Origin of the sequence: Enterobacter cloacae complex sp. 6730903, from assembly GCF_048283985.1 — a bacterium.
Classification (GTDB): Bacteria; Pseudomonadota; Gammaproteobacteria; order Enterobacterales; family Enterobacteriaceae; genus Enterobacter; species Enterobacter hormaechei_C.
In genome coordinates, this window is the sequence record NZ_JBLVXX010000002.1 from 1 (window position 1) to 13,580 (window position 13,580).

Annotated in this window: 8 protein-coding genes and 1 pseudogene; 1 reads left to right on the forward strand and 8 read right to left on the reverse strand. The window is 56.3% G+C overall.

Annotated features, from left to right (window positions below; genetic code table 11):
- Positions 1-124: 124 nt before the first annotated feature.
- From ACNQ0W_RS00985 to lrp, 8 genes and pseudogenes are all read right to left on the reverse strand, one after another.
- A pseudogene (locus ACNQ0W_RS00985) lies at positions 125-964 on the reverse strand (dimethyl sulfoxide reductase anchor subunit family protein); the annotation flags it as partial.
- A 1-nt stretch (position 965) separates the two neighbouring features.
- On the reverse strand, positions 966-1,583 hold the full coding sequence (locus ACNQ0W_RS00990; protein ID WP_180261519.1) for a DMSO/selenate family reductase complex B subunit: 618 nt from the start codon (positions 1,581-1,583) through the stop codon (positions 966-968).
- A 10-nt stretch (positions 1,584-1,593) separates the two neighbouring features.
- Positions 1,594-4,038 (reverse strand): dimethylsulfoxide reductase subunit A, encoded by a 2,445-nt coding sequence (gene dmsA / locus ACNQ0W_RS00995; protein WP_022650720.1) that lies wholly within the window; start codon positions 4,036-4,038, stop codon positions 1,594-1,596.
- Between the two features lie 212 nt (positions 4,039-4,250).
- Positions 4,251-5,543 (reverse strand): serine--tRNA ligase, encoded by a 1,293-nt coding sequence (gene serS / locus ACNQ0W_RS01000; RefSeq protein WP_008499983.1) that lies wholly within the window; start codon positions 5,541-5,543, stop codon positions 4,251-4,253.
- 92 nt (positions 5,544-5,635) lie between these two features.
- Positions 5,636-6,979 carry a replication-associated recombination protein RarA gene (gene rarA / locus ACNQ0W_RS01005; RefSeq protein ID WP_047052389.1) on the reverse strand — a complete coding sequence of 448 codons (1,344 nt, stop codon included), beginning with the start codon at positions 6,977-6,979 and terminating at the stop codon, positions 5,636-5,638.
- Between the two features lie 9 nt (positions 6,980-6,988).
- On the reverse strand, positions 6,989-7,603 hold the full coding sequence (gene lolA / locus ACNQ0W_RS01010; RefSeq protein ID WP_003858270.1) for an outer membrane lipoprotein chaperone LolA: 615 nt from the start codon (positions 7,601-7,603) through the stop codon (positions 6,989-6,991).
- A gap of 127 nt (positions 7,604-7,730) precedes the next feature.
- Positions 7,731-11,399, reverse strand: coding sequence for a DNA translocase FtsK 4TM domain-containing protein (locus ACNQ0W_RS01015; protein ID WP_062932095.1), 3,669 nt, complete (start codon positions 11,397-11,399; stop codon positions 7,731-7,733).
- A gap of 135 nt (positions 11,400-11,534) precedes the next feature.
- Complete coding sequence (lrp, locus tag ACNQ0W_RS01020; RefSeq protein ID WP_000228469.1) at positions 11,535-12,029, reverse strand: leucine-responsive transcriptional regulator Lrp; 495 nt, start codon at positions 12,027-12,029, stop codon at positions 11,535-11,537.
- Between the two features lie 543 nt (positions 12,030-12,572).
- Between lrp and trxB the strand changes: the two genes are divergently transcribed.
- Positions 12,573-13,541 (forward strand): thioredoxin-disulfide reductase, encoded by a 969-nt coding sequence (gene trxB / locus ACNQ0W_RS01025; RefSeq protein ID WP_047052385.1) that lies wholly within the window; start codon positions 12,573-12,575, stop codon positions 13,539-13,541.
- The last annotated feature ends 39 nt before the right edge of the window (positions 13,542-13,580 follow it).

Sequence of the window (13,580 nt, forward strand, 5' to 3'; positions counted from 1 at the left end):
CCCCCCCCCCCCCCCCCCCCCCCCCCCCCCCCCCCCCCCCCCCCCCCCCCCTTTTTTCAAGCACAAGACGGCATACCAGATAATGGCGTATGTCTCGTGGGCTCGGAGATGTGTATAAGAGACAGGTCATATGCAGACCGTAAAATACGCCGCGACCAATTAACTCCCCTGCCAGCACCAGCACAAAGGCCAGAGACAGCAACGGCAGCGCAGGCGAGTAACCTTTAAGCTGAGGGGCAATCCAGCACACCAGCGCCGCCGTCAGCAGCACCACACGCCAGGCCATCAGCGAACCGTAATCCGGCACCAGCGCCGAAGCCTGCTGGATAGAGCTGTGAATAGTCGCCAGCTCTGCTCCCTGCATAAGCGCGACAACGGTACTGATTACCAGCGCCAGCAGCGAGACCGCGGGCAGCAGGCGCATCGCCCAACCATTAATGCCAGCCACACGCAGCAGCAGATAACCCAGCAGCGGCCCGCCAATAAACATAGTCAGGAAGAAGCTCATCGGCGTCCAGACGCTATACCAGGTCGGAACGGTATCGATGGTGTTGTACACCCGGACCATCATCCAGACGAAGACAACGCCCAGTACCATGGTGACGATGAGCCACAACGCGCGTAACCCTGACGGCAGCTTTTTCACCGCTGCCAGTAACCACCCCAGCCCACCAACGGCAAAGAAGATTGCCCCGCTGGCAATCTCGTTACTCAGCGAGGAGGCACCTACGCGGTTCAGGGAGTTGAACGCGCGCATCGGTGAGCCGAGGTGCAGCGTAGAGGCGATAAACCCAATGCCCATCAACACCCACAGGCCAAACATGCTTAACACCAAACGCTGCTGCTGTTCAGCATTGAGGTTCCCTTTTAACAGCGCCAGCGCAAGGACGATAAACCCGCCTGCCACGCACTGCCCAAAGACCGTGAAGATCATCAGCGGCCATTCATGCCATCCACTTCCCATCTCACACCTCCTTCGGATTTGCCAGGTAGCCGGTGGTGTCACCCGTCGGACGGCTGTTGGCGTTAGGTTTAATCACAATACTCGGCTTCGTGAAGTGCGCAGACGGCAGCGGCGCGACGGCAGCAAGCTGGCCGTGTTTTTTGCGCAGCTCCTCAATCGGGCCAAAGTTCAGCGCGCGCAGCGGGCAGGATTCGACGCAGATGGGCTTTTTGCCGTCCGCCACGCGGCTGTGGCAGCCGTCGCACTTGGTCATGTGGCCTTTGGCGGCATTGTACTGCGGCGCGCCGTACGGGCAGGCCATGTGGCAGTAACGACAGCCGATGCAGACATCCTCATCCACCACCACAAAACCGTCGTCGCGCTTGTGCATTGCCCCGCTCGGGCAGACCTTGGTGCAGGCCGGATCTTCGCAGTGGTTGCAGGCAATCGACAGGTAATAGGCGAAGACATTCTGATGCCAGACGCCGTTGTCCTCCTGCCAGTCGCCGCCCGCGTATTCATAAATACGCCGGAAGCTGACGTCCGGGGTCAGGTCTTTGTAATCCTTGCAGGCCAGCTCGCAGGTTTTGCACCCGGTGCAGCGGCTGGAATCAATAAAAAATCCATACTGGGTTGTCATCGGTTACTCCTTACGCCTTTTCAACCTGAACGAGGTTTGTGTGGGATGGGTTGCCCTTCGCCAGCGGCGATGGACGCTGCGTAGTGAGAACGTTGATGCAGCCCGCCTGATCGATACGGTTCGCATCCGGGTTATACCAGGCCCCTTCCCCCAGCGCGACAACGCCAGGCATCATGCGCGGAGTCACTTTAGCTTCGATATGCACTTCGCCACGCCCGTTGAAGATACGTACGCGATCGCCATTACTGATGCCGCGCGCTTTCGCATCCATCGGGTTGATCCACATCTCCTGTCGGCAGGCCGCTTTCAGTACGTCAACGTTGCCGTAGGTGGAGTGAACACGCGCTTTGTAGTGGAAACCGGTCAACTGAAGCGGGAATTTCTCCGTCAGCGGATCGTTGTAGTTTTCGAAGCCTGGCGTATAAATCGGCAGCGGATCGATAACGTCCCCTTCCGGCAATTCCCACGTTGCAGCAATTTTTGCCAGCTCTTCGGAGTAGATCTCGATTTTGCCCGACGGCGTGGTCAGCGGATTGGCCTGCGGATCGTCGCGGAAGGCTTTATACGCCACGTGATGCCCTTCCGGATCGCGCTGCTTGTACATGCCCTGCTTGCGGAAGGTATCGAAGTCCGGCAGGTCAGGAATGGCTTTGCGGGAAAGCTCGTGCAGATGGCGCATCCAACCTTCCTGAGTACGTCCTTCAGTGAACTGCTGCTCAACGCCAAGACGTTTCGCCAGCTCAGAAGTCATCTCGTAGATGGTTTTGCACTCGAAGCGCGGTTTGATGGCCTGATCAGTGAAGATCACATAGGACATGTTGCCGCAGGAGGCGTCCAGCGCGAAATCCATCTGCTCAGACGCGGTGCAGTCCGGGAGCAGAATATCGGCATACTTCGCCGACGAGGTCATGTGGCAGTCGATCACCACAATCATTTCGCACTTTTTGTCGTCCTGCAAAATTTCATGGGTGCGGTTGATTTCAGAGTGCTGGTTGATCAGGCAGTTACCGGCATAGTTCCAGATCATTTTGATCGGCACGTCCAGCTTATCTTTGCCCCGAACACCGTCGCGCAGCGCGGTCATTTCCGGGCCGCGCTCGATCGCGTCCGTCCACATAAACATGGAGATGCTGGTCTGAACCGGGTTATCCAGCGTTGGCATACGTTCAAACGGGACTTCATACGAGCCTTCACGCGCCCCGCTATTACCGCCGTGAATGCCGACGTTGCCAGTCAGAATCGAGAGCATAGAAATAGCACGGGTGGCAATTTCGCCGTTCGCGTGACGCTGCGGTCCCCAACCCTGGCTGATATAGGCCGGTTTCGTTGAACCAATTTCACGCGCCAGCTGAACAATACGTTCGACTGGAATGCCGGTGATGGTGGATGCCCACTCAGGGGTTTTCGCTACCCCGTCGCTGCCCTGACCAAGAATGTACGCTTTGTAATGCCCGTTAGCCGGTGCGCTGGCTGGCAGGGTCTTCTCGTCATAACCCACGCAGTATTTATCCAGGAACGGCTGATCGACGAGGTTTTCAGTGATCATCACATACGCCAGCGCATTGACCAGCGCCGCATCGGTACCAGGGCGAATAGGGATCCACTCATCTTCACGTCCCGCACCGGTATCGGTATAGCGCGGATCAACGATGATCATACGTGCGTTGGATTTGGCGCGCGCCTGCTCAAGATAATAGGTTACCCCACCGCCGCTCATGCGCGTTTCGCCTGGGTTGTTGCCGAACAACACTACCAGTTTACTGTTTTCGATATCCGACGGACTGTTGCCGTCTGCCCAGCCGCCGTAGGTGTAGTTCAGCCCCGCAGCAATCTGTGCGGAAGAGTAGTCGCCGTAATGATTGAGATAGCCGCCGCAGCAGTTCATCAGGCGCGCCACCAGCGTTTTACCCGGCGGCCAGGAGCGGGTCATGGTACCGCCCAGCGTCCCGGTGCCATAGTTGAGATAGATGGATTCGTTGCCGTACTCTTTGATCAGGCGCTGCATGTTGGTCGCGATAATATCGTAGGCTTCGTCCCAGCTAATGCGCTCGAACTTCCCTTCCCCACGCTTACCGACGCGCTTCATTGGGTATTTCAGACGATCCGGATTATAAACGCGACGGCGCATTGAACGGCCACGCAGACAGGCACGAACCTGATGTAACCCTTCGTAGTTATCATCGCCAGTATTGTCGGTTTCGACATATTTGATTTCACCGTCCACAACATGCATACGCAGGGGACAACGGCTACCACAGTTAACGGTACAGGCACTCCACACCACTTTTTCCGGGGCTGAAGCGGGAGACAGAGCCTCCGCCGCCGACGCCAGACGGGTAAAAGGGAGCGTAAAGGCGCTGCTGGCAACCGCCAGACCACCTATTGCCGTGGTTTTCATCAACCCACGGCGAGTGACCTCGGCAGCCATTAACGCTTCAGGCGCTTTGATTTTCATAAAGACTCACTTTGGTTGCTCACAAAGAAAAGAGAGGCGGCGCAAACCGCTATGTAGTTTTATTTATAACGAATTACAACGTTATTGGTGTTTTATGCTAACTTTCGTTCGGAGAAGTATTACTACTTTAGAGTGAGGAGGTATTGCGTCGTATCAATTCAGAGGGATAAAAAAAGCGCCCGAAGGCGCTTTTGTGCGTGAATGCAAAATCATTATCCGATGTACTGCTGACCTTTCATGTAAGGACGCAGCACTTCTGGGATCTCAATACGTCCATCAGCCTGCTGGTAGTTTTCCAGCACGGCAACCAGCGTACGGCCGACAGCCAGACCAGAACCGTTCAGGGTATGAACCAGACGGGTCTTCTTGTCGGACTTGCTGCGGCAACGCGCCTGCATACGGCGAGCCTGGAAATCCCAGACGTTAGAGCAGGAGGAGATTTCACGGTAGGTATTTTGCGCAGGCACCCAGACTTCGAGGTCGAAGGTTTTGCAGGCGCCGAAGCCCATGTCACCGGTACACAGCGCCATACGGCGATATGGCAGCCCCAGCAGCTCCAGCACTTTCTCTGCGTGACCCGTCATCTCTTCCAGCGCGTCCATAGACTCTTCCGGACGAACGATCTGCACCATCTCAACTTTATCGAACTGGTGCATACGGATCAGACCGCGCGTATCGCGACCGTAAGAACCGGCTTCAGAACGGAAACATGGAGAGTGTGCGGTCAGTTTGATTGGCAGATCGTCTTCGTCGATGATCTCATCACGCACGAGGTTGGTCAGCGGCACTTCCGCGGTTGGGATCAGCGCGTAGTTGCTGCTGTCAGCTTCCTCGTCCAGCGGACGGGTATGGAACAGATCGCCGGCAAATTTCGGCAGCTGGCCTGTACCGTACAGTGTATCGTGGTTAACCAGATACGGAACGTAGGTTTCGCTGTAGCCATGCTGCTCGGTGTGCAGATCCAGCATGAACTGCGCCAGCGCGCGGTGCAGATGGGCAATCTGACCTTTCATTACCACAAAGCGAGAACCGGTCAACTTAACCGCAGCCGCAAAGTCCAGGCCCGCGTGCATTTCGCCCAGCGTGACGTGATCGCGCACCTCAAAGTCAAACTCGCGAGGCGTACCCCAGCGTTTCACTTCAACGTTGTCGTTTTCGTCTTTGCCGACAGGCACGCTGTCGTCAGGAATGTTCGGGATCGCCAGAGCGATATCACGAATTTCAGCCTGAAGAACGTCCAGTTCAGCTTTCGCCTGATCCAGCTCTTCACCCAGCTTGTTCACTTCCAGGCGTAATGGCTCAATATCTTCCCCGCGCGCTTTCGCCTGGCCAATGGATTTCGATCGAGAATTACGCTCTGCTTGCAGATTTTCAGTTTGTACCTGCAAAACTTTACGACGCTCTTCAAGAGCGCGCAGCTTATCTACATCCAGCTTAAAGCCCCGGCGTGCCAGTTTTTCAGCGACTGCGTCTGGCTCATTACGCAGCAGATTGGGATCGAGCATGCTTATCCTGTGCTTATCGAATTAAAAGAGGAAAAAGTGACCACAGCCTGCGGCCACAGAGATATATTGCCAACATTACCGCAACGATTGAACTAACGGTAGCGTTTTATAGGGCTATTTTGATCCTGTCCGGCAAGCCAGGCGAGCTTTTCGCCAATCTTACCCTCAAGACCTCTGTTTGTGGGGTGATAATAGCGGGTTTGTGCCATCTCCTGCGGGAAATACTCTTCCCCGGCGGCGTAGGCATTGGGTTCATCATGGGCGTAGCGATACTCCTGCCCATACCCCATCTCTTTCATCAATTTGGTTGGCGCATTGCGAAGATGTACCGGCACATCGTAGTCCGGGCGCTCACGCGCGTCCGACATCGCCGCTTTGAAGGCGGTATACACCGCGTTACTTTTCGGCGCGCAGGCCAGATAGACAATCGCCTGCGCAATGGCACGCTCGCCTTCCGCGGGCCCGACGCGGGTAAAGCAGTCCCAGGCGGAAATAGCGACCTGCATGGCGCGTGGATCGGCATTTCCGACATCTTCCGACGCAATGGCCAGGCAGCGACGCGCGACATATAACGGATCGCCACCGGCGGTAATGATACGCGCGTACCAGTAGAGCGCCGCATCCGGGGCGCTGCCGCGCACGGACTTATGTAATGCCGAGATCAGGTCGTAAAAACGATCGCCTTTATTATCGAAGCGTGCGCTGCGTTCACCGGCTATTTCGGTGAGCAATTCAGGTTTCAGTACGCGCTTGCCCGCATCGTCCACTTCAGCCATATCGGCCATCATTTCCAGCGTATTCAGTGCCCGACGCGCATCGCCGTTGACCAGTTCAGCGATCGCACGACGCGTGTCGTCTGGCAGAACGATATCCTGTCCGCCGTAACCCCGCGCGTTGTCCTCCATCGCCTGGGTCAGAACCTTTTCGATATCTTCCGTGGTCAGCGACTTAAGAAGATAGACGCGCGCACGAGAAAGGAGCGCAGAGTTCAGCTCAAACGACGGGTTTTCCGTGGTTGCGCCGATGAAGAAAATCGTGCCGTCTTCAATGTGCGGCAGAAACGCATCCTGTTGGCTCTTGTTGAAGCGGTGGACTTCATCGACAAACAGAATGGTGCGGCGCCCGGCATTGCGGTTTTGCCGCGCGCGCTCGATCGCCTCACGGATCTCCTTCACGCCGGACGTCACCGCCGAGATGCGCTCAACGTCCGCGTTAGCATAGCGGGCGATCACTTCAGCGAGGGTTGTTTTGCCGGTGCCGGGTGGGCCCCAGAGGATCATGGAGTGCAGATGCCCCGCCTCAATAGCGCGCGGCAAGGGTTTCCCCGCAGCCAGCAGGTGTTGCTGGCCGATGTACTGCGCTAAATTTTCTGGCCGCATACGGGCGGCCAGAGGTTGAAACGCATTATCTGAAAAATCGAGCGACAGGTTGCTCACTCATGCCTCTTACTTATTACGTTGGTCGTCCACCGTTACGCCCTGCGGCGGGGTAAAGGTGAATTTCGAAGCATCTACAGCGCCGTTTTGCTGAGACTTAAGCTGATAGCTACTGCGCTGATCGTCCTGCTCAACCGCACCGAACTGATTAATGGTACCGTTGCTGCTCACGTTAATGGTGAACTGCTTCAGGTTACCGTTGCTGCCTTTTGGCGTCAGGACGAACTCATCACCGTTTTGTTTAATGTTGTACTGCTGCCAGTCGCTGGACTGGTTACGGGCAATGAGCATAAACGGCGTATTGCTGGTCGCATCTTTCAGCCAGGTGGCGGTCGCCTGCTCAACAAACGGGTTGTAGAACCATAAGGTTTTCCCGTCGGACACCAGCACGCTTTCATCCGGCTGGGTCATGTGCCAGTTGAAGAGATTCGGGCGTTTCACCCACAAATCCCCCTGACCTTCCTGCACCGCGTTGCCGCTGCCGTCAGTCACTTTTTGCGTGAAGCTGGCGTGGAAGCTGCTCACTTTATCCAGTCGGCTTTTAAGGTCGCTGGCTGCATCAGCCCAGACGCTGCTGGCAACAAAACTGGAGAGTAATGCACAGGCGATGGCGATTTTTTTCATTGTTATTCCTTAAAATACGTCTTCCCGATATGGGGGTTCCGTTTCTATTCTGGACCTGCCCGAAGGCAGGCGACAGAAGAATATGCTTAATTTTTGCTGATTTACCCTTCTTTGCAATCGCTGAAGGTTAATCAAACGGCGGTGGCGCCAGCACCTCACGGTTACCGTTATGCCCCTGTTCGCTCACGATGCCCTGGGCTTCCATCTGCTCGATGATACGCGCCGCGCGGTTGTAGCCAATACGGAACTGGCGCTGGACGCCGGAGATGGACGCCTTACGTTTTTCGGTGACGAAATTAACCGCCTGGTCAAATAACGGATCCAGCTCTTCGCCGCCGTCAAAACCACCGCCGCCGCCTTCACTTTCACTGTCGGAGGTGATGCCGTCGACGTATTGCGGCCGCCCGCGCGCTTTCCAGTCCTGCACCACCGCGTGCACTTCCTGGTCGCGAACAAACGCACCGTGGACACGCACCGGCGAGGTGGAGTTCGGGCCGGAATAGAGCATATCCCCCATCCCCAGCAGCGACTCTGCACCGCCCTGGTCAAGGATAGTACGCGAGTCAATTTTACTCGACACGGTAAACGCGATACGGGTCGGGATGTTTGCCTTAATAAGACCGGTGATAACGTCTACGGACGGACGCTGCGTTGCCAGTACCAGATGGATGCCCGCCGCACGCGCTTTCTGTGCCAGACGCGCAATCAGCTCTTCCACTTTCTTGCCAACGGTCATCATCAGGTCGGCGAATTCATCCACCAGCACCACGATGTAAGGCAGTTTTTCCAGCACCGGATGCTGGGCATCCATGCTGTCACCCGGCTTCCAGTATGGGTCCGGAATCGGACGGCCCATACGTGCCGCCTCAGCGATTTTCTCGTTATAACCGGCCAGGTTACGCACGCCCAGCGCCGACATCAGCTTGTAGCGACGCTCCATTTCATTGACGCTCCAGCGCAATGCGTTGGCGGCGTCCTTCATGTCGGTCACCACTTCCGTTAACAGGTGCGGAATGCCTTCGTAGACGGACAGTTCAAGCATTTTCGGGTCGATCATGATGAAACGCACATCTTCAGGCTGCGCTTTGTAGAGCATACTGAGGATCATGGCGTTCACCCCGACCGATTTACCGGAGCCGGTGGTACCCGCAACCAGCAGGTGCGGCATCTTCGCGAGATCGGCAACCACCGGATCGCCAGCGATATCTTTACCCAGCACCACGGTCAGCGGGGACGGGTTGTCGCGGAATTTGGTGTTATCCAGAACTTCACGCAAATAAACGGTCTGGCGTTTCTTGTTTGGCAGCTCAAGGCCAACGTAAGGCTTGCCTGGGATCACTTCCACCACGCGTACCGCCACGGTCGACAGAGAACGCGCCAGGTCACGGGACAGGTTAGAAATACGCGCCGCTTTTACGCCTGGCGCCAGGTTCAGTTCGAAACGGGTGATCACCGGGCCAGGTGAGTAGTTCACCACGTCCGCTTTAATACGGAAGTCAGCCAGACGCGCTTCCACCAGACGGGCCATCTGCTCAAGGGCAAAAGTATCCACCGGTTCGACTTCCGCTGGCGGCGGCGTTAACAGATCCAGCGACGGCAACGGCGTACTTGGTCGTTGCAGCGGACGGCTGTCTCCGTTACGCATCAGCAGCGGGTGAATCAGGCTTTCCTGCGGCTGTGGTGCTGGCTGCTGGAACTGCGGCTGCGGCGGTTGGGCCGGTGGTGTATGCGGCTGCGTATAAGCCTGCGGCGCTGGCTGTTGTGGCTGCGCATTAACCTGCGGCGCTGGCGCCTGACGCACCGGTTCCGCTTCCGGCATCACGCTCGGCGTGAACAGCGGTTCGCTCGGACCGTCATCCACCAGATCTTTCATCGGTGAAAATTCAAAATCCGAGAGCGAGAACGGGTTTGCCCCCGAAGGCTGCTCACCGGAATAACGTTGCTGTTGTGTGGCCGCAAACTGACGCGCTAATTCCGCTTCAGCAGCATCATCCTCATCCTGCTGAGAATGAACATCGTGTTGGTACTCATTCCCGTAGCGTTGAGTCTGCTGGGCGGCAAACTGACGCGCCAGCTCATCCTGATGCAGTTCGTCAGCATCATCTTCGTAGTCGGACTCACGGGCTTTCTCTTCCGCCATACGCTGGGAAGGCAGTTTAATGCCATAAGAGGCAAGCTCCCGGCGCGTCGGTACGCGCACGCGATTAGGGCGCGGCAATTGTGGACCAATGCCCTCTTTTACCTGAGGACGCGGCGCACCGTCGGTTGCCGGGCTGAATAGCGGAGCGGACGCGGCAGCGGCTGCCGTTGCCTGCTTCACGGCTTCCGCTCCCGACGCAACGGCTGGCGCTGGATCTACAGGTGCAACGCTTGCAGAAGGCGCTTTTACAACAGGCTCCTGCACCGGCTCAGGCACGGGCTGATACCAGGCGGCAAGCTGCTCGCGCTCACGGGCACGGCGCTCTTCCACTTCTTCAAAATAGTATAATGGCGGACGGGATGGCTTCGCTTCCTCCACCACTTCGGGTTCAGACACCGGCGCAACATATGGCTGTTCAGGTACAGCGGGTTCGGGCGTATAAGCCTGATGCGGCTGTTGCGGCTCGCTGACAGGCTCAGGCGGCTGATACGGTTGCTGCCACTGTTCCTGCTGCACAGGAATATAGCTTTCAGGCTCCGGCGCAATGGTCGGTTCAGGCGTATGGACGCCTGGCGCAGTCTGCCAGTCTACCTGCGGTTGCTGGATCGCGGACTCCGGTGCCGGAACAGGCGAGGACGGCATCACGGCTTCAACAGGCGCAACATGGGCCTGCGCAGCCGTCGTTGCGGCAGCAGCAGCGGCTACCGGTTCAGTCACGGAATGACCATTTAACAGCGGATCGTATTCGTCATACTCACCCGGCGTGGCTCGATGACCAGAGAACAACACATCATCAGGATCGACGGCCGCGCCGCGATACTCAATCTGCTCCTCTTCATCCATACGTTTGCCGGAGAAAAGCGCGGCATCCGTTTTACGGCCTAACGGGTTAGCGAATTTTTCAGCAACGCGCTGACGGCGCGCCAGAGCACCGCGCAGAATACGGGCACGGCGGGATTCACGACGCTGCACAGGTGCCTCGTCTTCCTCTTCGTACTCATCTTCATATTCGTCTTCATCGACCCACGTATCGTCACGACGGGTGCGATTGCTGGCAAACGTCAGCAGAGTCAGAATAAAGCTGCCGATTTTTTCAGCAATGCTCACCCAGGACCAGCCGGTAAACAGCGTCAGCCCTGCCGCCCAGATGCAGAGCAGCGCCAGCGTGCCGCCGCTGCTGTGAAGCATCGGTTGCAGCGCGGAGCTCAACAGGCTGCCAATCACCCCGCCGGAGGCGAAGTACCAGATGTCATCGGCGTTGATCGCCGCCAGTCCGCAGGAGGTGAGGATCAGCGCCAGGGCGCCAATCAGGCGCAGCGAAACGGCAAAATAATCGATGTAGTCGTCGTTCTGTCGATGACGCCAGGCAAACCAGCATCCGCCAATAATGATGACGGGAAGGGTATAGGCCATCACACCGAAAATGAAGAAAAGCGTGTCCGCAAGCCAGGCGCCGGGAACGCCACCTAAATTATGGATAGGCTCATGCCATGCGGTTTGCGACCAGCTGGGATCTGAGGGGTTGAAACTGAGTAAGGCAGCCATCAGCCAGACGGCAAAAAGGGCAATAACAATCAGTAACGCCTCAAGGAGACGACGTCCGCTGCTTAGCTTAGATAATGTGACTTCTTTGTCTTCAGTGTATTCCTGGCTCAAGAAAGGCTCTCCAGGTATCAGGCATGTCCTGCCTGTGTGCTAAAACGGACAACAGCGCCGGGGCTCCCCGGCACTGTTGCTGTATGGATTAACAGGAGTGTAATCAAACTACACTGATTTTGCACCTGTTCCGTGTTAGCGCGTCTTAATAACCAGACGATTGCTCTGTTTGACCTCTTCCATCACCACATAAGTACGGGTGTCGTTCACGCCTGGCAGACGCAGCAGGGTTTCACCCAGCAGCTTACGGTAGGCGGACATATCAGGCACACGGGTTTTCAACAGGTAGTCAAAATCACCGGAAACCAGATGACACTCTTGAATTTCTTCAAGTTTTTGTACAGCGGCGTTAAATTGCTCAAACACATCTGGTGCACCACGATTCAGAGTAATCTCAACAAATACCAGAAGTGAGGCATCCAGATAATGCGGGTTCAGCAGAGCCGTATAGCCCTGAATAAAACCCTGTCTTTCCAGTCGACGCACACGCTCAAGGCACGGCGTCGGGGAAAGTCCCACACGTTTTGAAAGCTCGACGTTGGAAATACGCCCATCCTTTTGCAATTCATTAAGAATGTTACGATCGATACGGTCGAGATCTTTGCCAGGGCGCTTCTTGCTATCTACCATTATTATTGTCTCTCTGTATTCCTTCCCTACTCCTGCCTGGACCCTGTGCACATCACTGTTCAGAGCCTGTACCCGTTATTCATCACATCGCCTGGTTATGTATTAGACGCGATGTGGATTCGGGTTCTGCGGTAAGAAGACCGTTGCCCGAAAGCAGTCACAGACATCACGTATGGCGTCTGTCCACACCATGCGTAGATTTCACTGACCCGGTAAAAATGGCATTTCCGTGCATGTCTATGCGGCATGCAGTTCGTGCGTCTTTTTTTCTTCCTTGAATGTTTTCGCAAAAGCGCAGGGGATTGTCAAAGCAAAACATCGATTTTTAGTACAAGATGCCGGATATTCATTACGGAGGGGTATTAATCCTCATTTTATTGCCTTATAAACGCGCGGTTTTCAGTAGCAGACGTGATGTGACCGCCTCTGACCCATAGGGCGCGTCTATTGCATATATCGGAAGCAAAACTGCCGTGCTCTTTTTTTACGGCAACAAATTCCCTACAATCCAGCCCATTGCCTGCCAACAACAATGGGGATCTCATGGGCACGACCAAACACAGTAAGCTGCTAATCCTTGGTTCTGGACCTGCGGGATATACCGCAGCGGTCTATGCTGCACGCGCTAACCTGCAACCGGTACTGATTACCGGGATGGAAAAAGGCGGTCAGTTGACCACCACCACGGAAGTGGAAAACTGGCCGGGCGACCCGAACGACCTGACCGGGCCGCTGCTGATGGAGCGCATGCACGAGCATGCCGCCAAATTCGAAACCGAAATCCTGTTCGACCACATTAATAAAGTGGATTTGCAGAATCGTCCGTTCCGCCTGACGGGTGACAGCGGCGAATACACCTGCGATGCGCTGATCATCGCCACCGGCGCCTCTGCCCGCTATCTCGGCCTGCCGTCTGAAGAAGCGTTCAAAGGCCGCGGCGTGTCAGCCTGCGCGACCTGCGACGGTTTCTTCTATCGCAACCAGAAAGTTGCGGTGATCGGCGGCGGCAACACCGCTGTGGAAGAAGCGCTGTATCTGGCAAACATTGCCTCAGAAGTACACCTGATCCACCGTCGCGACACCTTCCGCGCGGAGAAGATCCTGATCAAACGTCTGATGGACAAAGTGGCGAGCGGCAATATTGTGCTGCATACCAACCGTACGCTGGAAGAAGTGACTGGCGATCAGATGGGCGTGGCGGGACTGCGTATCCGTGATACCCAGAACACCGATAACGTCGAATCGCTGGAAGTGGCAGGCCTGTTTGTGGCCATCGGCCACAGCCCGAACACGGCTATCTTCGAAGGTCAGCTGGAGCTGGAGAACGGCTACATCAAAGTGCAGTCTGGCATTCACGGCAACGCCACCCAGACCAGCGTTCCGGGTGTCTTCGCAGCCGGCGACGTAATGGACCATATTTATCGTCAGGCGATCACCTCTGCGGGCACCGGCTGTATGGCCGCGCTGGACGCAGAACGCTATCTGGATGGACTGGCTGAACAAGGTAAATAATCTTTACAAGTCAGTAACAAACGTAAATAAAGGCGGCCA